Source organism: Candidatus Omnitrophota bacterium, from assembly GCA_030650275.1.
Lineage (GTDB): Bacteria > Omnitrophota > Gorgyraeia > Zapsychrales > Fredricksoniimonadaceae > JACPXN01.
This window is the reverse complement of sequence record JAUSEK010000011.1, coordinates 1-24,047: the sequence shown is the minus strand read 5'-3', so window position 1 is coordinate 24,047 and position 24,047 is coordinate 1. Positions and strand designations below refer to the sequence as shown.

Below are 24,047 nucleotides of genomic sequence, written 5' to 3'. Positions count from 1 at the left end.
CCTTTATTAATTCAGGCAATAATCAATGGTGCGCGCCAAAACACCTTTCAGGTCCTGACGCTCAACGATCATGTCGATCAGCCCGTGCGCCAGCAGAAATTCGGAACGCTGGAAACCGGCGGGGAGCTTCTGGCGTATGGTCTGCTCGACGACGCGCGGCCCCGCGAAACCGATCAGCGCCTCGGGCTCGGCGATGATGACGTCGCCCACCCCGGCGAACGAGGCCATGATGCCGCCCATCGTCGGGTTGGTCAGAACGGAAACATACAAAAGCCCCGCCCGGCGGTGGCGCTCCAGCGTAGCACAGGTCTTGGCCATCTGCATGAGCGACAACGCCCCTTCGTACATGCGCGCCCCGCCTCCGGAACCCGAAACGATGATCAGGGGAAGTCCGTTGCCGGTGGCGTATTCGACGGCGCGGGCGATCTTCTCGCCGACCACCGACCCCATGGACCCCATGATGAACCGGGAGTCCGTAACCGCCAGCATGGCCTTGCGGCCTTCGATCAGGCAATGGCCGGTGATAACGGCATCCGCCATTCCCGTGGCTTCCTGGTCCGCCTTCAATTTTTCTTTATAGGTCTTGGGGCCTTTGAAATCCAGAGGATCGACGGAGGTCATCCCCTCGTCATGCGCGGCAAATGAGCCCTCGTCGGTCAAATGCCCGACGCGCTCATCCGCGGTCAACCCCAGATGATATCCGCATTTGGGACAGACGTTCAAATTGTTCTTGAGTTCCTTGGAATACGCCGGCGCCTCGCACCCCGGGCATTTGGTCCAGACACCCAAAGGAATGTCCTTGCGCTTGACCTTGATGAACGTGTAATTGGATTTGCCGAATAAGGACATGGAAATTTATTCTATTTTATATACCGTTAAACCGGATAAAACCTTGGGATAAAAATAGGTCGTTTTAGGCGGCATTTTCTCGCCGTTGAGCGCGATGGCCTTCAATTGCCCGATGGGCACAGAATTTAAAATAAAACCTGCTTCGGCCTGCCCCCCCTCCACCATGGCCAGGACTTCCTGCTGGTCTTTGGAATAGACAATATCTTCGCCGGCCACCCCTGCCGGGTCAAGGACAAAGGCCTTGAGGATGGCGGAGTCCAGATTGCGGTAATCCCTGGACCCTTCCTTGACCATGGTGTCGATGAGCATTTTGTTCTTCAAACGCAACAGCCGTATGCCGTTCTTGTCCACCATGCCGAAGGCGTGCTCATTCTGTCCGGCGCGCGCCAAAAGCACGGTCAGATCGCTGATGCTCCTGATCTTGTCAATGCGGAAATATTGTTCCAGGGACCCCTGGTTCTCCGGGAACTTACGGATGACGCGGTGGATGGGAAAGATCTGAAGGTCTTTGGAATCAAGATTTGTAAAATACGTCATCGCGTAATTGTAGGGCTCCCTGGCCGCCGCGCTGGACCTTTTCTGCAGGACCTCGCCGCGGATCTGATTGGCCACCTCAAAACGGTGATGCCCGTCGGCGATGAACAGGTCCTGTCCTTCCAGGACGTCCATGATCTGGCTGACCCCGGCAGGATCGTCCAAGCGCCATATGGTATGCCTGACCTTGTCGGCATCCACGGCCTCCATCAGGGGTTTGGTGGGCGCGACGTCCTTGATAAAGATCTTTTCCACTCTGTTCATCCTGTCCGCGAAACAAACAAAAATGGAACTCAAATTGGACTTGAGCGCGCTCCAGAGCATGAACCGGTCGGTCTTGGCCGCGGCATGGGTATTCTCATGGGGCAGGATCTTCGTGCCGGCATCCTCGGCGATGCGCATGAGCGCGATGAAACCCATCCGGGTGTATTTCTGCCCCTGATATTTGTAGTCCTGCTTATAAAAATAGATCGCCGGCCGCCCGTCCTCAATGAGGATGCCTTTTTGCAGCCATTCGTCATACGTTTTCTTGGCGCGGCCGTATTTGGTCTTTTCCTCGTCCTTGGGATTTTCCTTGGTCAGCTCAAGCCGGATGAAATTGTAGGGGCTTTGTTCATACAGGTCGTCCTGCTGTTGGGGGGAAATGACGTCATAGGGCGGGCAAACCACGTCAGACAGGTTCGCGACCTTCTGGGGATTGTAATAGACCGCTGTGAATGGTTTAATGGCTGGCATAATTTGAGATAGAAATACAGAGAATAATAACAGAATGGCCCCAAAAGGGGAACCAAAATTTAAAATTGCGCATTAATTGGGATGGCAGGCGCAGGAACCGCCGCAGGCCCCGCCTTTGGCGGGACTGGGGCTGGCAGAAGCGTCTTTCGGTGAGGTAAGGGCGGGTTTGTCTGTTTTCGATCCGGCGGGCGCCTTTTTCTTATGATCGGTCGCGTAAAAACCCGACCCTTTGAAGATCATGCCGCTGCCGCTTCCGATCAAACGCACCAGTTTAGACTTGCCGCATTGGGGGCATTTTTTCAACCTGGGCTCGACCATGGATTGCAGGGCTTCAAAGCTGTGCTGGCAATGTTCACATTCGTATTGATAGGTGGGCATATTATTTGAACGCTCTTTTAAATTTATCCTTAAAGGAGCCGTTGTTCACGCCATCGCCGCTGATCTTGGCGAATTCTTCCAGAAGTTCCCGCTGGCGGCTGTTGAGATTTTCAGGCACCTGGAGCATCACCCGCACATAGAGGTCCCCGTGATCGTGATGATGCACGTCAGGCATGCCGTGCCCCCTCAAACGGAACACCTTGCCGCTTTGGGTGCCGGCGGGAATTTTCATGACCACCTTTTCCCTCAAACCGTCGATCGTTTCTTCCCCGCCCAGGGCCGCTTTCACGAATGATACGGCCAGGTCCATGGACAGTTCCGGTCCCCGGCGGTGAAAAACCGGATGGTCTGAAACGCGGATATACAAATAAAGGTCGCCCGCGCCGCCGCTGCCGGCCTCACCTTCCCCGCGCACCCGCAATTGGGAATCATTGTCCACTCCGGCGGGAATGCTGACTTCAATATTGCGGACCACCCGCGTGAGGCCGTGGCCGGAACACTCCGGGCATTTTTCGGTGATGATCTTGCCCGTGCCCCGGCATTGGCCGCAGGTCTGCGCCATGCGGAAAAATCCGCTGGACATCACCACCTGCCCCCGGCCTTTGCACGCCGGGCAGGCCTTTAAAGCGCTTTTGGATCTTGCGCCGGAACCGTCGCAGGTCTTGCAGAATTCATGGCGGGGAACGCGGATGGACCTCTTGATGCCCGTATAGGCCTCGGCCAGGGTGATCTCAACCTCGTATTGAATATCGGGCCCGCGTGAGGCGCGGCCGCCGCCCATTCCGGAGACATCAAAATCCCCGCCGAACATGCGGCCTAAAATATCGCCCAAGCCCGCGCCTTCAAAAATACTGCTGAAATCCGCGCCGCGGAAAATGTCTTCGGCCGTGTAATTCTGGTCAATGCCCGAATGGCCGAACTGGTCGTAGGTCTGGCGCTTCTTCGGGTCTGACAAAACGCCGTAGGCCTCGGAAATTTCCTTGAATTTCTCCTCGGCCTGCTTTTTTTCCGCTTCGGGCACACGGTCCGGATGATATTTGAGGGCCAAAGAACGATAGGCCTTTTTGATATCAGCCAAAGGCGCGCTTTTGGGCACGCCTAGGATCTCGTAATAATCCTTCTTCATTATTTATCCGGAGACGCCTTGAAATCCGCGTCAATGACGTCGTCCTTGGGCTTATCGGATCGTGGCTCTTCGCCGCCGGAATCGCCTTGGGGCCCGCCCGACGGTTGCGCCCCGCCCTGCTGGGCGGCCGTGGCTTTATAGGCCTCTTCCGCCAATTTATGGCTGGCTTTTTGCAATTCTTCCGTCGCGGACTTGATCCTGTCAGGGTTCTTGTCCTTGACAGCATCCTTAAGGGCATTGAGCGCTTTTTCAGCGCTCTCCTTGTCGGCAGAAGTGACTTTATCGCCGTAATCCTTAAGCGCTTTCTCCGTCGCATAGACCAGGGTATTGGCCTGGTTGAGCAGTTCCGCTTCCTCGCGGCGCTTCCTATCCTCTTCCGCGAATTTTTCGGCCTCTTTGACCATACGCTGGATATCGGCTTCGGACAACTTGGTTTTGGCCGTGATCTGGATCTTCTGTTCCTTGCCCGTGGCCTTGTCCTTGGCTGTCACGTGCACGATGCCGTTGGTATCAATGTCAAAAGTGACCTCGATCTGCGGGATGCCGCGCGGCGCCGGCGGAATGCCGACGAGATCAAAACGCCCCAACTCGACGTTGTCATTGGCCATTTGCCGCTCGCCCTGCAAAACGCGGATGGTCACCGCGCCCTGATTGTCCTCGGCGGTGGAAAAGATCTGGCTTTTTTTCGTCGGAATCGTCGTATTGCGGTCCACAAGCTTGGTGAACACCCCGCCCATGGTTTCAATGCCCAGCGAAAGCGGTGTGACATCCAGCAACAAAACCTCTTTGGCATCACCGGTGATGATGGCGCCCTGCACGGCCGCGCCCAACGCCACGCATTCCATGGGGTCAATGCCGCCCTCGATCTTCTGGCCCACTTCCTTTTCCAAAAATTGCTGGATGATGGGCATGCGGGTGGGGCCGCCGACCAGGATCACGCGGTCAACCTTCACGTCCGCGCCGAGCTTCGCCGACGCGTCCTTGATGGCCTGGCGCACCGGGCCGCGGCAGCGGTCCACCAGCGCGGACACCAAGCTTTCCAGTTTGGCGCGCTCGATCTTCATGGTCAAGTGTTTGGGGCCGGTGGCGTCCGCCGTGATATACGGCAAATTGACTTCCGTTGACACGGTGCTGGAGAGTTCCACCTTGGCTTTTTCCGCGGCCTCGCGCAAGCGTTGGAACGACATTTTATCGTTGCGCAGATCCACGCCGCTTTCTCTCTTGAATTCCGCTGTGATGTATTCGATCAGGGCATTGTCCATGTCCGTACCGCCTAATTGAGTGTCCCCGCTGGTGGCCAGGACTTCAAACGTGGCGGCCTTGTTGCCTTCGTCCCAGCCCATTTCAAGGATGGTCACGTCGAGCGTACCGCCGCCTAAGTCAAAGACCATGATCTTCTGTTCTTTGCCGGCCTTGTCCAGGCCATAAGCCAGACACGCGGCCGTGGGCTCGTTGATGATGCGCAGGACCTTCAAACCCGCGATCTCGCCCGCGTCCTTGGTGGCCTGGCGCTGATTGTCATTGAAATACGCGGGCACCGTGATGACCACGTCCTCGATCTTGTCGCCCAAGAATTTCTCGGCGTCCGCCTTGATCTTCTGCAGGATAAAAGACCCGACCTGCTGGGGGCTGTATTCCTTGCCGAAGACCTTGAATTTATGATCCGTGCCCATTTTACGCTTGGACGCGTAAATGGTGCCTTCCGAATTGATCGGCGCCTGACGCCGGGCTGGTTCACCGACGAGCAATTGCCCGTCCTTGGTGAAGGCCACGAACGACGGGAAGGCCTTGCCGGAAGAAACCCCGGCGCCTTCCGCCGACGGAATGATGACGGGACGCCCGCCCTCCATGACCGCCGCCGCCGAATTTGATGTTCCCAAGTCAATACCGATCACGCGTGCCATAATTCCCTCCTGTTTTTATATCCATGTACGGGCGGGGTCCCCGCCCCTACGTATTGTTTTTCGCTACCTTGACCTTGGCGGTGCGCACCACGCGCCCGCTTAAGGTGTATCCTTTTTGGAATTCTTCCATCACATGCCCGTCGGGATGCACGCCGCTCGCCTCATGCATCAGCGGTTCGTGCATGTGCGGGTCAAAGGGCTTGCCCACCGCCTCAATGGGCGCCACTCCGTATTTCTTAAGCACGTCCTGCAATTTCATCGCGACCATTTCCAAACCCTTGACGACACCGGCACCTGCCCCGCCTTCTTTAGCCTTGGCCGCGGCCAGCGCCCGCTCCAGATCATCAAAGACGTCTAAAAGTTCAACCACGATCTCTTCGTGGGCGTATTTGATGATCTGGGAACGCTCGCGTTCCTGGCGTTTGCGCGCGTTCTCAAATTCAGCCAACAGCCGGACATATTTGTCCTTATAACCGTCGTCGACGGGTTGTGGCTTGACAGGTTCAGGCGCGACCTCTTGCGGGTCTTGTTCAATGTCTTCGTTCATATGCCCCGGTTGATCAGCCCGCAAACGTAATCCAGCGCGGAAACGACCCTCTCATAATCCATACGGGTGGGGCCCAAAACGGCGATGCGGCCTTCGGCCCCGCGATTGCTGAAACGCGCGACCGCCAAAGAACAGCCGTCCATTTCCTTAAGCGCCATCTCATGACCGATATAAATGGAGACCTTCTTTTCCAAGTCGCGGTTGATGAGCTTCAATATCTGCTCTTTTTGCTCCAGGGTCCTCAAAATGGCGCGGATCGATTCCAGGTCCCGCTCTTCGGGGTAATTGACCACAAAACTGGTCCCCTTGCAGATCATCTTCTGTCCCCACCCATCCACGGCAATGATGCTGGTGCAATGGGTGATCTCGGAAATGGCCTGTGAAGCATGATCCAGGGCCGTTTCCAATTCGTTCAAATCCTGCGCGTATTCCTGATGCAGGCGGACCTTTTCCTTCTCCAATAACTGGATCTGATGCATCAAATGGTCCACGTAATAGCGGTACCCTGTCTGGGTCGGGACGCGGCCGGCCGAGGTATGCGGATGGGACAAATACCCCTCTTCCTCCAGTTCCGCCAGAATATTGCGGATCGTGGCCGGGCTTAGGTCCAAAGAGTATTGCTGGACAATAAAATGCGAGCCCACGGGCGTCGTGCTCTTGATATACTCATCGACCACGATGCCCAAAACCCGCTCTTTGCGTTCCTGAAAGTCAGTCTTTTTGGATGACATACCGTATTTACCCGATTAGCACTCTCAATGTTTGTGTGCTAAGATTATAGCAAAAAAAAACTCTTTGTCAAGGGGAGGACAGGGGGGTGTAATAAATTTGTTCGGTAATGAGCTTCCCGTCTTTGTTGAACTCCTGATGGCGCAGCAGGCGGTCATACTCGTAGAAATCCATGGCCTTGAGCACGCCGTCCTCGCCGTAAACCTTAAATATGCCGTTGCGCCAGTCGTCTTTGAACGTTCCCTCATTTTTCAGGACGCCGCTGCGGTAAAATTCTTTGGCCGGCCCCTGCTTCTTGCCGTTGACCACCGCCACCAGATTCCATAATTCGCCGGTGTCATAAAATTCCCGCCAATTGGGATCATCCATGGCCCCGTCCTTGAATTCGGCCTTGCCGCGCACCTGGCCGTTTTGGTAATACATGGTCACCAGCCCGTTGAATTGGCCGTTGACCATGGGTCCTTTGCGTAAAAGTTCTCCGGTCTCATAATATTCCGTACCCAGCCCCGAACGCACGCCATCAACGGTCTCATACGTCCCTTTGTGACGGCCGTTCTCAAAATATTCGCGGACAAAACCCGTCTGCTTCCCGTTTTTGTATTTGTATTCCCTGAAAAGGGCGCCGCTGGCAGGATAGAATTGTTTGGTCGTGCCCTCTTCCTTGCCGTTAATGAAATGACGTTCCCACTCGGGACGGCCTTCCTCGTCAAATTCGCGGGTCAGGTCTCCCTGCAGGCCGTTGAAATAGGTGATCTCGGCTTGGACCCTGCCGTTCTTGTAATACAGGGTGGATATGCCGTGGAGTTTGCCGTCACGGTAGAAGGATTTGACCTTCATGGTCCCGTCGGGCCAATAGCCCTGGGCCATACCGCTCAACTTTCCGTTGAGGTATCCGCCCGCGCCCTCGATGCGGCCATCGGGATAAAAAGTGCGGAAGCGGCCGTTGGGCGCCCCGTAGCGGTATTCAACGGTGCGCACCAGAACGCCTTTGGCGTCGCGCTCGTCGTAAAAACCGTCCTTGACGGGCTCTGCCGCCCAAAGCAGGGCTGTCTGAACAACCGCTAAAAAAAGCAAAAGGACGATGCGCATGTTTTTAATTTAACCACCCCAGAAAATTTAGTCAATAACGAAGCAGAAAAATGATCTTATCAGGACCCATTGAATTGCCTGGCATAACGGTCCACCACTTCCCGGATCATCTTCTGGTATTTCGTGTGATGACGCTTGGCCTTCTTTTTAAAAAAATTAACACTTTCCCTGGTCAAAGATAATGTCACCTTGATCGTTCCATCCGGAAAAACCAACTGATCCGGCGGCGGCAAAAAATCAGGCACCCGGATCAACTTACCAATAGGCATATTCTCATCTGTTATTTTCTTCTTTTTCATAATACTTAGCTCCTTTCCGCCAAAAACCAGCTCCTATAATGCGAATTTTATTTGCTCTATACATAAACCTTACGGTCAATACCCTGCCTATGATCTTACCAACGCAAAAGAACCTGTCTTCATGACAACTGTGTTTCTCATCAAAAAATATCTTTCTGTGAGGGTCCAAAAAAGCACGCATCGCTGTTTTAAAATCGACTTTATGCTTTTGAACATTTGCCGCCTCTTTGCCCAGATCCCAAATAAAGTTACTTTCCATTTAAAGTATACCTCCTGTTTTCATATTGTCAATACTATATACCATACTATTGTATGGCTATTCAGGGAACACGAAATACCCCCACGGGATCTGACTGAATCCCATGGCCGCAACGACCATCAGATTGAAAACGACCTTAAGGGAACCGGCGAACGCGTAGGCAAAAACCGGCAAACATGTTCCCGTAAAGGCAAGCCCCAGCGCCAGAATAACGACCATGTCAGCCAGCGGAACGATGGGAAGGTTGGCCAGAATACCGACCGGGGCGATGGTGCCGAAATGATATAAGAACAGGCCTGCCGTGCCGGTCCACGCGGCCAAAGAAACAGCCAGCGGCTTGGCGAGGCATCCGGGCAAGAATTTCAGGACGCTCTGGCAGGGCCCGTATAAAAGGAAGATGGCCGCGACCGCGGCAAAGGACAATTGGAACCCGATGTCAAAGAGGTTGCGCGGGTCCATCAACAACAAAAGCAATGCCGCCAACCCCAAAGAATTGAACGGCTCCCCTTCTTCTTCAAAAACAAACCCCGCCAAAAAAACGGAAGACATCAAACATGCCCGCACGACCGACGGCGCCCATCCGCTCACGAACGTGTAGATGAACAAAAGTGCTATTGTCGTCAACAATTGCGCCGCGCGCGGGATGGGGCATAAACGCAAAATAAAAAAGACGACCCCCGCGATGATGGCCATGTTCATGCCGCTGATGGCCAAAATATGGGCCGTGCCGGTGCGCACGAAAACATCCTTCAAGTCCCGAGGCATTTGGCCGCGGTCCCCGACCAGCATGGCCGCGATCACCCCCGCCTCGTCGGGTGCCAGGTATTGATTTAAAACGGATTTGGTGTGCCCGCGTGTCTTGAGCGACAAAGCGACAAATGGATTGCCAAAGCCGTTGCCGATGATCTGGGCATCGCTCTTTTTGCTGACGCTTAAGATCCAAAAAATACCCTGGCGGCGCAAATGGTCCCTATAAGAAAACTTCTCCCCCGGCTTGCCGGAATAAGGCGTATGCAAACCTCCTCCTAAACGTAATCTCTGCCCATACATCACGGGGACGTCCTGATAGACCTGCGCCTGTATCTTTCCCTTCTTAGAAACCCAGGTCTCCCCAACCTTGATCTGTTCGACTTGCAGATCAAAAACCCGCTTAGAACTCATCGGTCCGATCATAACGCGCACATCCGAATCCACGACACCCTCGACGGATCTAAGATCTGCGCGCTCCCGCATTGAAAGCCGGGCCATATCATCCGCGGGCAAAAGATAAACGTTCTGGATCAGGACCGCGCCCAAACAAAACACGGCCATATAAAAAATAACCGTCCGTTGAAAAATAAACGATGCGGCTAAGGCCAGGCCGAACAGGAACAGCCACCCCGCGAAAGGCAAAAATGTCCGGTCACCCGCGACGATACCGGCGGCCAAGGCCAGGGACAGCCAAAGGCATGGGCGATGCATTTTCATAAGCGCAAATGTCCGATGATGCTGGAAAAATTCTTCTTGGTGATGCCTTTAACGCGGCGCAGATCGTCAAGGGATCGAAAAGGGCCATCGGCCTCGCGGGCGGCGATGATGTTGGCGGCGGTCTTAGGGCCGATGCCTGGGACTTTATCCAGTTCTTCAGCCGTGGCCGTATTGATGGAAACCGAGGTGTTGTGATGGGCAAGGCGCGCGGTGTTGACCCAACGGATGATCTTCGCGTCTTTCTTTAATCCGATGGTCACAAGGGTTCCGACGAGGCCAATGGTCAAAAGCCAGGCCAGAACCGAGCGCTCCTGCGGGGTCAAAGCAAACATGAATGAAGCTCACAAAGGGGAATTAAGAAGAAACTGCGCCGCGGGGAACGACAAAAGCAGTATAAGAAATACGATGGGTTATGTCAAAACAATTTCATCTGCTGGTCCGGCGCAAGGGCGGGTTTGATCTTTTTCCTGCGGCCGGCCTCATAGGCCTTTAAGTCCTCCTCGATGTCTGCCAAAAACGGCGAAGGACCATTGAACATCCCTTTGCCGAACAATTGGCGGCGCTCGGCGCGGGTCAGATACAAAAACTCCTTGGCGCGCGTCATGCCTACGTAAAATAACCGCCGCTCCTCTTCTCTGTCCCCTGCCATACCCGCCGCGACCAAAGGCAAAAGATGTTCTTCGCATCCGGCGATAAAAACAACGGGAAATTCCAAACCCTTGGCCGCGTGCAGGGTCAACAGCGAAACCTTTTCCACGTTATAGTCCAGCGTCTCTTCCGCCGCGCGCAAAAGGACGTCGTCATCCCCTCCTGCTTGCGGCTTGGCTGCATCGGATGCTTGGTATGGGATACCCAAATGTTCCAGCGCCTGAATGAGACAAATTTTTTGCGCGTTTAACCGGTAAAGGACCGCGATGTCCCCGAACGTGCGTGGGACATGCCCGTGCCGTCGGACAAAGGCGGACAATAAACTCAAACCGCCGACCATTTTTTCAATTTCATGGGCGATATATTCGGCCTCGGCCCGGTCCGTGGCCGCCTCATGCACGACCAAACGGCCCTCGCTGTGAATTTTGGCCACCAGCTGAAAATCTTCCTGTTTCCCGTCTTGTCCAATAACCTGACCGCTGGCCTGCAAAAGATTGGGCGCCGAACGGTAATTCTCATTCAAGTATAAACGCGTCCCATTGGGAAAATCATCCGCAAAACGATGGAACAATTTTACTTCGCTGCCGCGAAAACCGTAAATGCTTTGGTCCGGGTCGCCGATAGCGGTTAACAGTGTGCCGTCACGGCTTAAAATTTTAAGTAAAGCGTTTTGAACGATGTTGATGTCCTGGTATTCATCCACACAGACGAACGGGTATTGCCGCCGCGTTGCATCGGCGGCCTCGTCGTTATTTTCCAATAGGATCAACGCTTCGCGCAAGATATCGTCAAAATCAATCAGTCCCTTTCCCCGCAAGAAACGGTGATACGCTTTGAAATCCTCGTTGGGATCAAGGACAAGCCGTGTGGATTTGATCCATGAAATATTTTCCAAGACCGCCTGGCGCTGGGCCATGGTTTTGCCCGGCCATATGTCCTTGGTCAGGGCCGCGATCTGCCGGGGCAAGGCAATTTGAAAATTGTTGGGCAGATCCGTATCCTGGGCGTGTTGACGCAACAGCTGAACGCAAAAACGATGAAATGTTCCCGCCCAGAATTTTCCGGCGTCCGCGCCTTTTTGTTTGAGACGCTCTTGCATCTGATCCGCGGCCTTATTGGTGAAGGTCACCGCCAAAACGCGCTGGTCATTGGTGAGGTGCTCGGTCAAACGGGCGATCCGATAAGTCAAGGTGTGGGTTTTGCCGGTGCCTGGCCCGGCGACGATGAGCAGATGCCCGCTGTCATGCGTGACAGCCTGCCATTGGGCATTATTGAGGTCCTGCGGTTTTTTCATTTATGGTGAGCAAGCGAAGCGCGTCGAACCATCAAAAGAGGGCTAATTGGCGGTCAATGCGTTGGCGTTCCTTGTCGGAAAAGATATTGATCGTGCCGAATTCGCCGTCATAACCGGCCGCGATCTTAACCTTGCCCTGGCGCATGCGGGAAATCCCTTCGGCAACAATCTCTCCGGTGCTCTTTTTGATCACATCAATGGGAGCATCCATCAGGATATGAAATTCACTTCCCAACTTCGCCAGCATGTTCATGAAAATTTCCTGCACCTGTTTGCTGGAAGGCCCCACGTCCTTGGCTTCGGCAATGAGTTCCGGCAAAGGGATCAAGCTGGTATACGGCCGCCAGCGCGGGGACTTTTCTCCTTCAGGACGGTCGGCCAATTCTTCCACACGCGCCATGACCCCGACGGTGACTGGCTTTCTGCACACAGGACACAAACCCTTATGGGCAATGGTCTCCTTGGGATGCAAACGCGCCTGACAAACGCGATGGCCGTCATAATGGTATTTGCCTTCTTCCGGAAAGAATTCCAAGGTGCCCACGAGCCCTTTGTCCTTTGGGTCCTTGAGCGCGTTGAGAATGCCGCGATAACTGAATTCGGTATCAAAGATGTTGGCTTCGCGCCCGAGTTTGGGGGGCGAGTGCGCGTCGGAGTTGGATACTAGAATGAATGGGTCAAGTTGTTTCAAACGCCAGTTCATCAGGGGGTCGGACGAAAGCCCGGTCTCAACGGCAAAAATGTGGTCCGTCAGGTCTGCGAAGCAATCTTCCATCCGGTCAAATCCTCCCATGGAACCCAAGGCCGAGAACCACGGCGTCCATATGTGGGCCGGCACAAAAATATTGTCCTTGTCCGCCTCAAGGGCGATCTCCAGAAGGTCGCGCGAATCCAGCCCCAAGATAGGCCGGCCGTCGCTTTTGATATTCCCGATGGCGCCTAATTTGGCCTGCACATTTTTGGCGGCCTCAAACGAGGGAAACCAGATCAGATTGTGGACTTTACGGACCTTATCAAGACGTTTATAAATATTGGAGATCTCGACGGTGAGCGCGAAGCGCACGTCCGCGCGGCAGGCCGGCGGCACTTGCGCGTCCATGGGCTTGGCGAATTTGGTCTTAAGTTTGAAAAACCCTTCTTCAGCGGGCTCGAGCTTTTCTTCCAGTTCTTTCATCCAGCCCGGATGCACGCAATCGCCGGTGCCGACAACGTGGATGCCTTTGAGTTGGGCCCAGAGGTACAAATGTTCAAGGTCTAAATTTTTACTGGTGGCGCGGGAAAAATGGGAATGGATGTGCAGGTCGGCGTAAAATCTCATCACACCACTATACTAACCAATTTGTGGGGAACGACAATGAATTTCTTGATGGCCAGGTTTTGGACGTATTTTTGCACGTTGGCGTCGGCCAGCACAATGGCCTTGATGTCCGCCTCGGACGCGTCGGCGTGGACCGTGAACTGGCCGCGCACCTTGCCGTTGACCTGGACGGCCATGGTGACAACGCTCTGGACCATGGCTTGCTCATCATAAGAAGGCCAGGGAACATGGGCGATGGTGGCATCCGGCTTTCCCATCATCTGCCACATCTCTTCGCACACGTGCGGAGCGATGGGCGCCAATAAAAGCACCAGGGTCTCAATGCTTTGGTCCACCACGGCGCCGGATTGGAGGGCAGCGCTTTTATGTTTGTCAATGGCATTGGCCAGGATCATCATCTGGCTTAAGGCGGTATTGAACTTAAAGTCCTCCTCCAACGCCTGCCCCACTTTCTTGATGGTCCGATGGCGCTCACGTTCCAGATCGCGCTGTGCATCCGGCAGGTCTTTGAACGCATAGGCAGCGTCCGTTCTCTGATAACGTTTCTCGACCATCTGATACACGCGGTTAAGGAACCGCCAGGCGCCTTCCAGGCCGTCGCTGTTGTATTCCAGCTGGTCTTCGGGGGGTGCTGCGAACAGGATGAACAAACGCAAGGTGTCCGCCCCGTATTTGGATAAAACCTCGTCGGGGTCAACGGCGTTGCCGCGCGACTTGGACATGACCTCCCCGTCTTTGAGCACCATGCCCTGGGTCAACAGGCGCACAAATGGCTCGTCAAGATCAATGAGGTTCAGGTCTTTAAAAAATTTTGTAAAAAACCGTGAATACAATAAATGCAGAATGGCGTGCTCGATGCCGCCGACATACTGGTCCACCGGCATCCAGTATTTCGCCTCCGCCTTGTCAAACACCTGCCGGTCATCGCGGGCGGAAACATAACGCAGGAAATACCACGAGGAATCAAAGAACGTGGCCATGGTATCGGTTTCCCGGCGGGCCTCTTTTTTACACCGGGGGCAGAACACCTGGACGAATTCCTGCACCTTGCCCAACGGGCTTCCGCCCTCACCGGTGATCGCGACCTTGGCCGGCAATTCCACAGGCAGTTGATCTTCGGGGACAGGGACAGTCCCGCAGGCATCACAATAAATGATGGGGATGGGCGTGCCCCAATAACGCTGGCGTGAAATGAGCCAGTCGCGCAAACGCCAATGCACGCTGACCTTGCCCATGCGTTTGGATGCCATCCACTCCGCGATCTTTTGTTGGGCCGCCTCATTGCCCAAACCGTTGAATTCCCCCGAATTGACCAAAACCCCCTGGTCCTCATACGCTTTTGTCATGGCACCGGGAGTTGCCGACGGGTTTTGCGGGTCCTGGATCACGATCGTCATGGGCAATTTGTGCCGGCGGGCGAATTCAAAATCGCGCTGGTCATGCGTGGGCACGGCCATGATGGCGCCGGTCCCGTATTCCATTAAAACATAATCCCCCACCCAGACAGGAACGGCCTTGCCGTTGACGGGATTGACGGCATAACGGCCCGTGAACAGGCCTTCCTTACGGTCGTCGCCAGACATGCGCAAGGACTTGCTCTTCTTGGCCACCTGACCGATCAATGCCCTGATCGCCCGCTCCTCGGGCGCGCCCTGGATCAATTTTTCCACCAGTGGATGTTCAGGGGCCAGCACGATATAGGTGGCGCCGAAAATGGTATCGGGACGGGTGGTGAAAACAGCGATGGTCTCGTTGAGGGCCTTGACCTTGAAATCGATCTCAACGCCGAAACTCTTGCCGATCCAGTTGTCCTGCATGGCCACGACCCTCGACGGCCAATAATCCAATTTCTTTAAGTCCTCCAGCAAAGCTTCGGCAAAATGGGTGATCTTCAGATACCACTGTTCCAGGTCTTTTTGCACGACCTCGGACTGGCACCGCCAGCATTTGTTCTCGATCACCTCTTCATTGGCCAGCGTCGTGGTACAGCTCGGGCACCAATTGACCGGCGAGGCCTTTTTATACGCGAGGCCGCGTTCAAACATTTTCAGGAATATCCACTGGTTCCAGCGGTAATAGGACGCGTCACAGGTGGAAATTTCGCGGTCCCAATCGTAAGAAAAACCCATTTTCTTTAATTCATCGTGCATCTGGCTGATGCATTGGTAGGTCCACTCGGCAGGGTCGGTTTTGTTCTTGATGGCGGCGTTCTCGGCGGGCTGACCGAAAGCGTCATAACCGATGGGGTGCAGGACGTTAAAGCCGCGCATGCGCTTGTAACGGGCGATGACGTCGCCGATGGTGTAATTGCGCACGTGGCCCATGTGGATCTTGCCCGATGGATAGGGGAACATTTCCAGGACGTAATATTTGGGCTTGGATGGGTCACTCTGGGCGTGAAAGGTTTTATGGGAATCCCAAAACCTCTGCCACTTGTCTTCAATGTGCTTGATGTCGTTGGTGGTGTAAGGCAATTACTTGTGGGCCAGGACCTTGGCCTCAGCGCCTGCCCCGCCATAGGCGGGGTAATAGGACAGGCCGCGCTCAACGAACTGCGTTTCGATCTTTTTGGGGCCGAAAAAGCGTTTGCAGAATTCCTCGGCTTTCTTGCGGTCAAAGGCGCGGCAACAATAAATGTCCACGGAGATGTAGTCCTTGGGTGTCAGGGTGTGGATGACGATGGAGCTTTCGATCAGAGGCACCCAACCCGAGAGCCCCGCCTTGTCCGGGAAACGCACGCCGTCACTGCGGAAAATGCTCGGAGGCCCCTGTTTCTCCATCCCCAGAAAACCGACGATATCGTCGAGGAAACTATAACAAAGCGTCAGGTCTTCGCAGACGCCGGGCCTGCATCCATAAAGGTCCAAAAGTAATTCGTAACCAAACACGTCTTGCAGTTTGCTCATCGGTTGTGCCGTCCTTTTTAAGGTCTTTTAGAAGTTAACCACAAACGGACATTTATACTATAAATGACCTTCTTATTCAAAGGTTTTTTTAATGACGGCATGACTTACGGAACACAGTGAACGTAAGTCATTTGCCGGAATTAACCCCGAGCAAAGCGAGGGGTCTTAATGGGTCTTAATAGTTTATATCTTATAACAATCACGGCCCTGCAATGAAAAAATTAAAAATATTTGGTCCCTCTGCAAAATTTGCATTTTCAGACGTCTTGGTTTAGAATGAACCCCTATGAATATCACCCTCAACGGCTCTCCCAAACACCTCAATGACGGTGTCCATTTAGAGGACATTGTCCGCGATCTGTGCAAAAATCCCGCGCATGTCATCGCGGAACTCAACGGCACCATCATCAGCGGCCCCGAAAGATCTGCCACCAAGGTCAGGGACGGCGACCGGCTGGAACTCGTCGCCTTCGTCGGCGGAGGTTGATCCGTGTTCAATGACATACCGCTCGTCATCGCCGGCAAAACATTTACCAGCCGTTTCCTCTTAGGCACCGGAAAATTCAAGAATAAAAGCGACCTCACCGAGAGCATCGTTTCTTCGGGCACGGAAATTGTCACCGTCGCCCTGCGCCGTGTGGACCTGGAACGCCACGAAGACAATATCCTTGAGCACATCCCCAAGAACGTAACGCTTTTGACCAACACTTCGGGTGCCCGCAACGCGCAGGAAGCCGTGCGCATCGCGCGTCTGGCCAAGGCCTCGGGATGCGGCAACTGGGTGAAGATCGAAGTCATCAACGACAGCAAATACCTTTTGCCTGACAATCAGGAAACCATCAAAGCCACACAGATCCTCGCTGCCGAGGGCTTTGTCGTCCTTCCCTATATTTTGCCCGACCTGTACACCGCGCGCGCCCTGGTCAAAGCCGGGGCCGCCACCGTCATGCCCCTTGGTTCTTTCATCGGCAGCAATCAAGGGCTTAAGACCAGGGAGCTTATTGCGGTGCTCATCAATGAAATTGACCTGCCTATTGTCGTGGACGCCGGCATCGGCGCGCCCTCGCAGGCCGCCGAAGCCATGGAAATGGGCGCGGCCGCGGTTTTGGCCAACACGGCGGTGGCCACCGCCGAACAACCTGCCGTCCTTGCCAGGGCCTTTGCGCTGGCTGTTGAAGCCGGACGCATGGCCTATTTGAGCGGCCTTCCCCGGCAAAGACCCGTTGCCAATGCCTCGTCACCGCTGACGGGCTTCCTTTATGATAACGCTCAATAAGATCCAAGAGGTCCTCAACGATACCCGCCGGGAAAACGTTGAAGAATTGGCCCGCGAAGCCGCCCGTATCACCCGTCAAAATTTCGGCCGCACCATCGGCCTCTACGCCCCCCTGTACCTGTCCAATTACTGCTCCAGCCATTGCACGTATTGCGGTTTCCACGCGCTCAACAAGATCAAACGCATCAAACTGACCCCCGACGAGATGCGCCGGGAAATGGCCCCTATCCACGGCCAGGGCATACGCAATATCCTCATGCTCACCGGTGAATCGTATAAACACACGCCCATTGAATATTTAAAAGACGCCGCGCGCATTGCCGGCGATCTCTTCCAGGGTATCGCGCTGGAAGTCCATCCCATGCAGACCCAGGAATACAAAGAACTGTTCGCCGCCGGCGTTGACGGCATCACCGTGTATCAGGAAACCTATGACCGCAGGCGTTATGCCGACGTCCATTTGTCGGGATATAAAAAGGATTATGATTTCAGATACGACACGCCCCGGCGGGCGGCCGAGGGCGGCATGCGCCAGATCGCCATGGGCATCTTGCTGGGCTTAAGCGAAACCGCGCCGGACTTACTGGCGCTGTATGAACATTTGCGGAATATGGAAAGATCTTATCCGGGCGTGGAATACGGGATCTCATTCCCGCGTCTGCGCACCATCAAGGAAAAAGAATTCGTCCGTTGTGACGTGGACGACACGGCATTTATCAAGATCATTTGCCTGACGCGCATCCTTTTTCCACGCGTGGGTATCAATCTTTCGACGCGGGAGGCTCCGCAATTACGAAACAATCTGCTGGAACTGGGCATCACGCGCATGTCTGCCGGGTCCAACACGGCCGTGGGTGGCTATTCCCTGCTGGACAAAGACGAACAAGACCCCCAATTTGACATCAAGGACGACCGCTCGGTCGCTGACGTCGTGGCCTTGCTCAAAAAACGGAACTTCGATCCCGTCTTCACCGACTGGCGGCGTATTGAGAACGCGGCATGAACATTTTTGAACAAGGGCTTTTGAAGTATTTGAAACCGGAACAATTGGCGCTGATCCAGTCCAAAAAAGTCGGCATCGGCGGCGCCGGCGGCTTGGGGAGCAATTGCGCGATGATTTTAGTGCGTTCGGGGTTCAAGCATCTGGAGATCGTGGACCAGGACCTCATTGACGCCTCCAATCTCAACCGCCAGCAGTACTTTACCAACGAGATCGGCCTGGCCAAGGTTGATGTGAGCAAAAAACGTCTGCTCGGCATCAATCCCGACGCGCATATCATCGTCCACAAAACCCAGTGGAACGAAAATAACGCCGAACAATTTTTCAAAGGGTTTGATTTTATTGTTGAGGCCTTTGACGCGACGGACTGGAAATACCGGTTCGTGCAGTATTATTCCCCGCGCTGTCCCGTGGTGGTCAGCGGAGTGGGCATGGCGGGATTGACCGAAAAGAAACCGATGTCCGTCAAAAAGATGGGCAATGTGTATATTTGCGGTGACCGCTTCACGGATTCCGCGCAAGGGCACCCTCCCATGGCCCCCCGCGTCACGGCCTGCGCCGCCATGATGGCTGAAGTCGTTTTAGACCTCACGCTCGGGCTCAAGCGTTAATCGGTCTCTTTTTCCTTACCCCACGTCTTTTCAAGGAACTCATCACGGCCGGAATTGTCGTGATACATTTTGTAGTGTCCGGGGTTCTTCTTGTAATAGTCCTGATGGTATTCCTCCGCCGGATAGAACGCGGATGCCGGGACAATTTCTGTCACAATGGGTTTGTCAAAACGCTTGGACGCGGCCAATTCTTTCTTGGATCCCTCCGCGGCACGCCTTTGTTCCTCGCTATGATAAAAAATTCCGGTGCGGTATTGCGTGCCGTGGTCAACGAACTGGCTGTTGACCGCTGTCGGATCAATGTTGTGCCAGTAAATGTGCAGGAGTTTCGCGTACGACACCACCTTGGGATCAAAAACAACCTCCACGGCTTCGGCATGCCCTGTTCGGCCGCTGGAAACCTCTTCATACGTCGGGTTTTCCGTCCGGCCTCCGGTATAACCGGCCGTGACGCTTTTAACGCCCTTTAAATGCGCCAAAAACGGCTCCATACACCAGAAACATCCGCCGGCAAAGGTCGCTGTTTCCAGATGGGCATCGTCGGCGGGCACGAACTTTAAGGCCGCGGAATTGATGCAATAGCGTTTGTGCGTGGGCAACGGGCCGTCGTCAAACACGTGGCCCAAATGCGCCTTGCAGCGCGCGCAATGCACTTCAACGCGGCGCATGCCCAAAGTGTCATCCTCATCATAGGCGACATTGGCCTCATCCACGGGCTGCCAGAAACTGGGCCAGCCGGTGCCGGACTCAAATTTATTGTCCACCCTGAACAGGTCCGTGCCGCAGCCGACACATTTGTAAATGCCTTTCTTGTGGTCTTTCGTCGGCAATCCGCAAAAGGCGGCCTCGGTGCCGTGCTCGCGCGTCACGCGGTATTGCTCGGGCGTCAATATCTTCTTCCATTCCTGCGGCGTCTTTTCCACCTTCTCTAGCTGCTGATATGTTCCGCTGGCGGCATCATAAATACGGACGGTCTCACGGGCCATGACGTTCCCTCCTGTTAACAACAAAGCCGCGCATACCAACGGCGCTATGCTGTTTTTTTGCACTTGACCAATCCCTCTTTTCTTAACCCGATCTGCCGCCTATGCGTGCCTTACGACGAAACGCGTCAGGCCCACTAAAACCACCGCACCGACGACTGCCAGCAAAAACGCACCGATCGCACTACCGGTATATAGTCCGATCGCTCTGGCCATCCATCCGCCAAGCATGGCCCCAAAAACCCCGATCACGACGTCTCCGATGATCCCGAACCCCCGGCCTGTGGTGATAAGCCCCGCCAACCACCCGATCACCCCGCCGATCAAAAGAAACCACGCCCAATATGCTACAGTATTATGTTCCATAATTCTACCCTCCTTATTGAATTGACACAGCCCCTAAGTTAACTTCTCGCTATCCATGCACCAGGATATCAATGCTCGGGGCTTTATGTTTTATTGTTCCTGCTCTCTTCATCGATGACTAAACTGACCACCTTGTGAATTCCAGAGAACTTGCTCCAGGTTTCTTCTCTAAACAGATAGATCAAAATACCTATAGCCCCCAAAAATTCTATACCACCTAATAACAGAGCTACGATGAATTTCACTTCATTACTCCACCTTGAATAGGTAAAAAATGCCGCTTGGATCAAAGACAGGCCGTTGATAAGGAACACAAAACAAGCCGACACGAATAAAACCCCTAAAAAGAAGGACCGTGTTTTCTTTACTGCAAGAACATACACCTGAGCGGCTTTTATCTTCATCAAAGAAGACCTGCTTTGACATCTCCTGACAATGCTCAGGAGAAGAAAAGAAGAAAATAATTGGCCGATCAATCGACGGATGATCATGATCACACCATCATAAATTAAGAATTATTTACGTTTAGATCCCATCAAATAACCCAATAAAAGAGACGCTGCGGTAGCCCCGGCGATGTAGGCCCACGGGTCCTTATGCACGCGTTTATCGACGTCGCCCGCTATTTCTTTTGCTTTTTTTCCACCTTTAATGATCGCCTCTTGAGCAAGGTCTTTGGTATGATTAAGGGCCTCTTTTCCGTGCTCTACCCCGGCCGTCATCGCCTCCCGAATATGCGAGTACCTATTGGCCATTAGGCCTTTCAACTCATCTCTTTTTTCTTTGGCCGCCTCATTCAAGAGTTCGAGGGCTTCACTGATCTTCGTATTACTTGTTCGGACTTGGGTTTCTGTTGTCATAGCGCTTTCTCCTTAATTATTATGTTCTACTGTTGTTTGAATGCTTTTCCCTGCGCTCTCTACATCTTTGCCGGCACCGCTAAGCGTGTTACAGCCTAAAACCGACATCGCTAAAAGTACAGTCCCAATGATCAATAAGAATTTATTCTTCATACAATCCTCCTCTTTATGTGATCCTTTTAACTTCATGATGGTATTCTAGGGAAGGGCAAAATAAAATCAATTGTACCGGGGTATAACCTTGATCGGCGTGCTGATGTCGGGGGTATGCGTGTCGAGCTTGCCTTCTTTCAGATCTTCTTTGGTTTTCTCTGCCAGTAAGCCATATTTCTTCTGTATCCTCGCCAGATCCTCGTCCGTCAGCTTTTCAATGTCCATCATTTCATTGTGGGCGCCTTTGGTGGCGCGGATGATCTCGTCAAGTTTCAGCTGGATCGCAATGGTGTGGCGGTTTTGGCTGTTTTGAATGATAAAAAGCATGATGATGGAGATCACCGCGGCGAGCGTGCTGATCATGAGATGCCATATCACGTTAAAATGAAGCGGCAGTCCGGCTATTCCCCAAACCAGAACAATCAGGAACGCCGCGAAGCTCACGGATGATTGCGCGGCTTTTTCTGAGACCCATTTTGCGACTATCGAGAAATATTCCATATGTTATTATTTTCTTCCCTACGCTCCCAAAAAAGTGGTGTTGGCGGCCACATGTGTATTTTTAGGGACGATCGCTCCTGCGGCGACCACAGCATTATCCCCGATCTCTACTCCAGGAAAGATCACAGAGTTTAATCCAATAATAACATTTTTTCCGATTTTGACTTTTTGGAGCTTCAACCCGCCTTTTTCAAAGGAATGGGCAATGATCGTAGCGCTGCCGCCGATGGCCGAGTTATCCCCGATCTCTAACAATGAAAGGTCCCCAACATTTTTTGAATTGATCAGGACATTACTGCCAATTTTAGCTCCCATCAATCGATAAAATAAAGCACAATACGGTGTCAGCAAAATTAAATCCAAAAAAACGACTTTTACAACCATAAAAAATGCATTAACAAAAACCCATTTGAATATTTCGGGTGAACCGACAGCGAATTCTCCTTCTTTTAATTTTAACCGAAAAATGATCCTGACAAGACTGACGAGCAACATGAGCATGACGCCGGATAAAAAATATGCCCCCACAAATCCAAAACAAAAATACAAAATCCTTAAAATCGCGCTCAATTGATCCGTATGCGCCCAGATCTGATAAAGAAAATATACGCCTGGAAAAATGGCTGCGCCCAGGATCACAACACCGATACTGTACATAAAAAGAGTAAAAAGGACCGTAACTAATGTCAGCAAAATATAAAATTTAGCATGTTTGCTCATTGTTATTGACCCCTTATAAAGTTTCCCTGAATCTGTCTAAGCATATTTTCATAAATTGATCAGGCGCAGCATCAAACATCCTTTCCGCATGGCCGCCATCTTTAATAATCGTCAAGGCCTTGGGGCCTTTTGCCTTGGCAAATAAAAACTGACTATGCCTGGTCTTGACTAACCAGTCTTTCTCACCATGAAGGAAAAGAACCGGCGTAGGTGATATCTTATCAACGATATCACTTGGCCGGACCTTTTGTAAAGATGGACTGCCCGACCTGACGCCCTTCCCCCACCCCTTGAACCCAAAATTGAGCTTTAGATCTTCCCACATATCTTTTTCCCAAAAATGGAAATTGATACTCCCTAAGTCTGCCGGAGAGCTGACAGCGATCACGCTATCAATGTTCTGATGTAAACTGGCTTCGATCAACGCGATCGCCGCGCCAAGGGAAAACCCGATCACACCGATTTTCTCATACTTGTTTTCTTTCGCGAAGGCGGCAATTGCCCGTAAGTCTTTTTGTTCAAACGCTGTCCACGTGAACACGTCGCTGCTCTTGCCATGCCCTCGAAAATCAAACGCGATCACATCGTACTCTTTACTGAATGCGTCCGAAATTTTTTTAAACAAAACTGTATCCTTATTATTGTAAAAGCCATGCGCGATAATAACAACTTTGGAAAACCCTCCTTTAACATGAGAAAAAGCGATGCGTTTCCCATCCTCGGTCATCACGTATTGATCCGGTTCGCCCTCTTTCACGGGGGGAGGCGTCTCTTCCTTAAGGAGGCAGACGGACGTGTCGTTGATCTTTTTGGGTTCTGTTCTGCTAAAATTTCCTTTAAATATTGCCGTGACCGCCGATTTAATATAATTGCTATAAATATCCCACTCCGCTTTCATGCGCCACAGAAAAAGAAACTGCGAATTATTCTTCTTGCCTACGGAAATAGATTTTTTTGATCTAACATTTTCATAAATCTCTAACATGTGTTTGGCGGAAATCTCAATGGTATATTTCTGTGCCGTCGTTCTCGCGGCCTGCTTTAGGACTTGTGATTCTTCGCCAGAACGGCATATAACCCACGACAGCGCGTCAACAAAACTTTTTTGATCCATCTCTTTGAGCAATCGGCCGTTGGAATAATCTTTGACAATATCCCGTGCTCCCGGCGCATCCAACGCCACCACCGGAACCCCTGCCGCCATGGCTTCAATAAGAACGATCCCTTGGGTTTCACTCAATGAGGCAAATGCGAAAACATCCATGGCAAAATAAGCATCAACCAAATCCTGATAATGTAAGACCCCGACTAAATGTACTCTTTTTTCAAGGCCAGCTTGCTTAAAAACTCCCTTGATCATTTTTTCTGATTGGCCTTTGCCAACGATCAGGGCATGGGCTCTTGCATCTTTCTTTAATAATTCGACCATACAATTTATCAGGAAATCCAAATTCTTCTCTGCCGCCAGCCGCCCCGCATGTCCGATCACTAAGGC

At 52.9% G+C, this 24,047-nt stretch carries 28 protein-coding genes; 4 read left to right on the top strand and 24 right to left on the bottom strand.

The features are described 5' to 3' along the window. Positions 1–6 precede the first annotated feature (6 nt). The 16 genes from accD to Q7K71_02815 form a co-directional block, all read right to left on the bottom strand. Positions 7–849, bottom strand: coding sequence for an acetyl-CoA carboxylase, carboxyltransferase subunit beta (gene accD / locus Q7K71_02890; GenBank protein MDO8675049.1), 843 nt, complete (start codon positions 847–849; stop codon positions 7–9). 6 nt (positions 850–855) lie between these two features. Next, positions 856–2,118 (bottom strand): DUF1015 domain-containing protein, encoded by a 1,263-nt coding sequence (locus Q7K71_02885; protein MDO8675048.1) that lies wholly within the window; start codon positions 2,116–2,118, stop codon positions 856–858. 72 nt (positions 2,119–2,190) lie between these two features. Further along, a complete protein-coding gene (locus Q7K71_02880) occupies positions 2,191–2,496 on the bottom strand; it encodes a zinc ribbon domain-containing protein (GenBank protein MDO8675047.1) in 306 nt (101 codons plus the stop codon). A gap of 1 nt (position 2,497) precedes the next feature. Then, positions 2,498–3,622: a molecular chaperone DnaJ gene (gene dnaJ, locus Q7K71_02875; protein ID MDO8675046.1), complete on the bottom strand. Its 1,125-nt coding sequence runs from the start codon at positions 3,620–3,622 to the stop codon at positions 2,498–2,500. Further along, entirely contained in the window at positions 3,622–5,526 is a 1,905-nt protein-coding gene (dnaK, locus tag Q7K71_02870; GenBank protein MDO8675045.1) for a molecular chaperone DnaK, read from the bottom strand. The genes dnaJ and dnaK overlap by 1 nt, the downstream gene beginning before the upstream one ends. 46 nt (positions 5,527–5,572) lie before the next feature. After that, positions 5,573–6,073: a nucleotide exchange factor GrpE gene (locus tag Q7K71_02865; GenBank protein MDO8675044.1), complete on the bottom strand. Its 501-nt coding sequence runs from the start codon at positions 6,071–6,073 to the stop codon at positions 5,573–5,575. Continuing rightward, on the bottom strand, positions 6,070–6,804 hold the full coding sequence (locus Q7K71_02860) for a hypothetical protein (protein ID MDO8675043.1): 735 nt from the start codon (positions 6,802–6,804) through the stop codon (positions 6,070–6,072). Before Q7K71_02860 ends, Q7K71_02865 begins: the two co-directional genes overlap by 4 nt. A 67-nt stretch (positions 6,805–6,871) precedes the next feature. After that, positions 6,872–7,891, bottom strand: coding sequence for a toxin-antitoxin system YwqK family antitoxin (locus tag Q7K71_02855; GenBank protein ID MDO8675042.1), 1,020 nt, complete (start codon positions 7,889–7,891; stop codon positions 6,872–6,874). A gap of 59 nt (positions 7,892–7,950) precedes the next feature. Next, positions 7,951–8,190, bottom strand: coding sequence for a CopG family transcriptional regulator (locus Q7K71_02850; protein MDO8675041.1), 240 nt, complete (start codon positions 8,188–8,190; stop codon positions 7,951–7,953). Further along, positions 8,165–8,449, bottom strand: a complete 285-nt coding sequence (locus Q7K71_02845) for a BrnT family toxin (GenBank protein ID MDO8675040.1) — start codon at positions 8,447–8,449, stop codon at positions 8,165–8,167. Before Q7K71_02845 ends, Q7K71_02850 begins: the two co-directional genes overlap by 26 nt. A gap of 57 nt (positions 8,450–8,506) precedes the next feature. After that, positions 8,507–9,916: a ComEC/Rec2 family competence protein gene (locus tag Q7K71_02840; protein ID MDO8675039.1), complete on the bottom strand. Its 1,410-nt coding sequence runs from the start codon at positions 9,914–9,916 to the stop codon at positions 8,507–8,509. Then, positions 9,913–10,248, bottom strand: coding sequence for a helix-hairpin-helix domain-containing protein (locus tag Q7K71_02835; protein MDO8675038.1), 336 nt, complete (start codon positions 10,246–10,248; stop codon positions 9,913–9,915). Before Q7K71_02835 ends, Q7K71_02840 begins: the two co-directional genes overlap by 4 nt. 83 nt (positions 10,249–10,331) lie before the next feature. Further along, positions 10,332–11,858, bottom strand: a complete 1,527-nt coding sequence (locus Q7K71_02830; protein MDO8675037.1) for an ATP-dependent helicase — start codon at positions 11,856–11,858, stop codon at positions 10,332–10,334. 31 nt (positions 11,859–11,889) lie between these two features. Next, complete coding sequence (locus tag Q7K71_02825; protein ID MDO8675036.1) at positions 11,890–13,176, bottom strand: endonuclease Q family protein; 1,287 nt, start codon at positions 13,174–13,176, stop codon at positions 11,890–11,892. After that, a complete protein-coding gene (gene leuS, locus Q7K71_02820; GenBank protein ID MDO8675035.1) occupies positions 13,176–15,650 on the bottom strand; it encodes a leucine--tRNA ligase in 2,475 nt (824 codons plus the stop codon). The genes Q7K71_02825 and leuS overlap by 1 nt, the downstream gene beginning before the upstream one ends. Further along, positions 15,651–16,082: an S-adenosylmethionine decarboxylase gene (locus Q7K71_02815; GenBank protein MDO8675034.1), complete on the bottom strand. Its 432-nt coding sequence runs from the start codon at positions 16,080–16,082 to the stop codon at positions 15,651–15,653. A 286-nt stretch (positions 16,083–16,368) separates the two neighbouring features. On the opposite strand from Q7K71_02815, the gene thiS reads away from it, so the two are divergent. The 4 genes from thiS to thiF are packed head-to-tail and all read left to right on the top strand — an operon-like array spanning position 16,369 to position 18,969. Beyond that, positions 16,369–16,569, top strand: coding sequence for a sulfur carrier protein ThiS (gene thiS / locus Q7K71_02810; protein MDO8675033.1), 201 nt, complete (start codon positions 16,369–16,371; stop codon positions 16,567–16,569). A 3-nt stretch (positions 16,570–16,572) separates the two neighbouring features. Beyond that, a complete protein-coding gene (locus Q7K71_02805; protein ID MDO8675032.1) occupies positions 16,573–17,358 on the top strand; it encodes a thiazole synthase in 786 nt (261 codons plus the stop codon). Next, positions 17,342–18,361: a 2-iminoacetate synthase ThiH gene (thiH, locus tag Q7K71_02800; protein ID MDO8675031.1), complete on the top strand. Its 1,020-nt coding sequence runs from the start codon at positions 17,342–17,344 to the stop codon at positions 18,359–18,361. The genes Q7K71_02805 and thiH overlap by 17 nt, the downstream gene beginning before the upstream one ends. Continuing rightward, positions 18,358–18,969, top strand: coding sequence for a sulfur carrier protein ThiS adenylyltransferase ThiF (gene thiF, locus Q7K71_02795; GenBank protein MDO8675030.1), 612 nt, complete (start codon positions 18,358–18,360; stop codon positions 18,967–18,969). Before thiH ends, thiF begins: the two co-directional genes overlap by 4 nt. Here thiF and Q7K71_02790 read toward each other — a convergent pair. From Q7K71_02790 to Q7K71_02755, 8 genes are all read right to left on the bottom strand, one after another. Then, positions 18,966–20,018, bottom strand: a complete 1,053-nt coding sequence (locus Q7K71_02790; GenBank protein ID MDO8675029.1) for a bifunctional methionine sulfoxide reductase B/A protein — start codon at positions 20,016–20,018, stop codon at positions 18,966–18,968. The two genes, thiF and Q7K71_02790, sit on opposite strands and share 4 nt — an antisense overlap. 36 nt (positions 20,019–20,054) lie before the next feature. Further along, entirely contained in the window at positions 20,055–20,318 is a 264-nt protein-coding gene (locus Q7K71_02785) for a GlsB/YeaQ/YmgE family stress response membrane protein (GenBank protein MDO8675028.1), read from the bottom strand. An 83-nt stretch (positions 20,319–20,401) separates the two neighbouring features. Then, positions 20,402–20,809, bottom strand: a complete 408-nt coding sequence (locus Q7K71_02780) for a hypothetical protein (GenBank protein MDO8675027.1) — start codon at positions 20,807–20,809, stop codon at positions 20,402–20,404. A gap of 24 nt (positions 20,810–20,833) precedes the next feature. After that, entirely contained in the window at positions 20,834–21,178 is a 345-nt protein-coding gene (locus tag Q7K71_02775; GenBank protein MDO8675026.1) for a DUF883 domain-containing protein, read from the bottom strand. Positions 21,179–21,190: 12 nt separating this feature from the next. Next, positions 21,191–21,331 carry an entericidin A/B family lipoprotein gene (locus Q7K71_02770; GenBank protein MDO8675025.1) on the bottom strand — a complete coding sequence of 47 codons (141 nt, stop codon included), beginning with the start codon at positions 21,329–21,331 and terminating at the stop codon, positions 21,191–21,193. A gap of 66 nt (positions 21,332–21,397) precedes the next feature. Further along, the gene (locus tag Q7K71_02765; GenBank protein ID MDO8675024.1) at positions 21,398–21,832 is read right to left on the bottom strand and encodes a low affinity iron permease family protein; all 435 of its coding nucleotides are present in this window, start codon (positions 21,830–21,832) and stop codon (positions 21,398–21,400) included. An 18-nt stretch (positions 21,833–21,850) separates the two neighbouring features. Continuing rightward, the gene (locus tag Q7K71_02760) at positions 21,851–22,552 is read right to left on the bottom strand and encodes a DapH/DapD/GlmU-related protein (protein ID MDO8675023.1); all 702 of its coding nucleotides are present in this window, start codon (positions 22,550–22,552) and stop codon (positions 21,851–21,853) included. 13 nt (positions 22,553–22,565) lie between these two features. Further along, on the bottom strand, positions 22,566–24,047 hold a 1,482-nt coding region (locus Q7K71_02755), incomplete at its 5' end, for an alpha/beta fold hydrolase (GenBank protein ID MDO8675022.1).

Bases quoted from the DNA above. Each gene is read 5' to 3' on its own strand.
- accD (MDO8675049.1), bottom strand. From the start codon at position 849: ATGTCCTTATTCGGCAAATCCAATTACACGTTCATCAAGGTCAAGCGC.
- Q7K71_02885 (MDO8675048.1), bottom strand. From the start codon at position 2,118: ATGCCAGCCATTAAACCATTCACAGCGGTCTATTACAATCCCCAGAAG.
- Q7K71_02880 (MDO8675047.1), bottom strand. From the start codon at position 2,496: ATGCCCACCTATCAATACGAATGTGAACATTGCCAGCACAGCTTTGAA.
- dnaJ (MDO8675046.1), bottom strand. From the start codon at position 3,622: ATGAAGAAGGATTATTACGAGATCCTAGGCGTGCCCAAAAGCGCGCCT.
- dnaK (MDO8675045.1), bottom strand. From the start codon at position 5,526: ATGGCACGCGTGATCGGTATTGACTTGGGAACATCAAATTCGGCGGCG.
- Q7K71_02865 (MDO8675044.1), bottom strand. From the start codon at position 6,073: ATGAACGAAGACATTGAACAAGACCCGCAAGAGGTCGCGCCTGAACCT.
- Q7K71_02860 (MDO8675043.1), bottom strand. From the start codon at position 6,804: ATGTCATCCAAAAAGACTGACTTTCAGGAACGCAAAGAGCGGGTTTTG.
- Q7K71_02855 (MDO8675042.1), bottom strand. From the start codon at position 7,891: ATGCGCATCGTCCTTTTGCTTTTTTTAGCGGTTGTTCAGACAGCCCTG.
- Q7K71_02850 (MDO8675041.1), bottom strand. From the start codon at position 8,190: ATGAAAAAGAAGAAAATAACAGATGAGAATATGCCTATTGGTAAGTTG.
- Q7K71_02845 (MDO8675040.1), bottom strand. From the start codon at position 8,449: ATGGAAAGTAACTTTATTTGGGATCTGGGCAAAGAGGCGGCAAATGTT.
- Q7K71_02840 (MDO8675039.1), bottom strand. From the start codon at position 9,916: ATGAAAATGCATCGCCCATGCCTTTGGCTGTCCCTGGCCTTGGCCGCC.
- Q7K71_02835 (MDO8675038.1), bottom strand. From the start codon at position 10,248: ATGTTTGCTTTGACCCCGCAGGAGCGCTCGGTTCTGGCCTGGCTTTTG.
- Q7K71_02830 (MDO8675037.1), bottom strand. From the start codon at position 11,858: ATGAAAAAACCGCAGGACCTCAATAATGCCCAATGGCAGGCTGTCACG.
- Q7K71_02825 (MDO8675036.1), bottom strand. From the start codon at position 13,176: ATGAGATTTTACGCCGACCTGCACATCCATTCCCATTTTTCCCGCGCC.
- Q7K71_02815 (MDO8675034.1), bottom strand. From the start codon at position 16,082: ATGAGCAAACTGCAAGACGTGTTTGGTTACGAATTACTTTTGGACCTT.
- thiS (MDO8675033.1), top strand. From the start codon at position 16,369: ATGAATATCACCCTCAACGGCTCTCCCAAACACCTCAATGACGGTGTC.
- thiH (MDO8675031.1), top strand. From the start codon at position 17,342: ATGATAACGCTCAATAAGATCCAAGAGGTCCTCAACGATACCCGCCGG.
- thiF (MDO8675030.1), top strand. From the start codon at position 18,358: ATGAACATTTTTGAACAAGGGCTTTTGAAGTATTTGAAACCGGAACAA.
- Q7K71_02785 (MDO8675028.1), bottom strand. From the start codon at position 20,318: ATGGAACATAATACTGTAGCATATTGGGCGTGGTTTCTTTTGATCGGC.
- Q7K71_02780 (MDO8675027.1), bottom strand. From the start codon at position 20,809: ATGATCATCCGTCGATTGATCGGCCAATTATTTTCTTCTTTTCTTCTC.
- Q7K71_02775 (MDO8675026.1), bottom strand. From the start codon at position 21,178: ATGACAACAGAAACCCAAGTCCGAACAAGTAATACGAAGATCAGTGAA.
- Q7K71_02770 (MDO8675025.1), bottom strand. From the start codon at position 21,331: ATGAAGAATAAATTCTTATTGATCATTGGGACTGTACTTTTAGCGATG.
- Q7K71_02765 (MDO8675024.1), bottom strand. From the start codon at position 21,832: ATGGAATATTTCTCGATAGTCGCAAAATGGGTCTCAGAAAAAGCCGCG.
- Q7K71_02760 (MDO8675023.1), bottom strand. From the start codon at position 22,552: ATGAGCAAACATGCTAAATTTTATATTTTGCTGACATTAGTTACGGTC.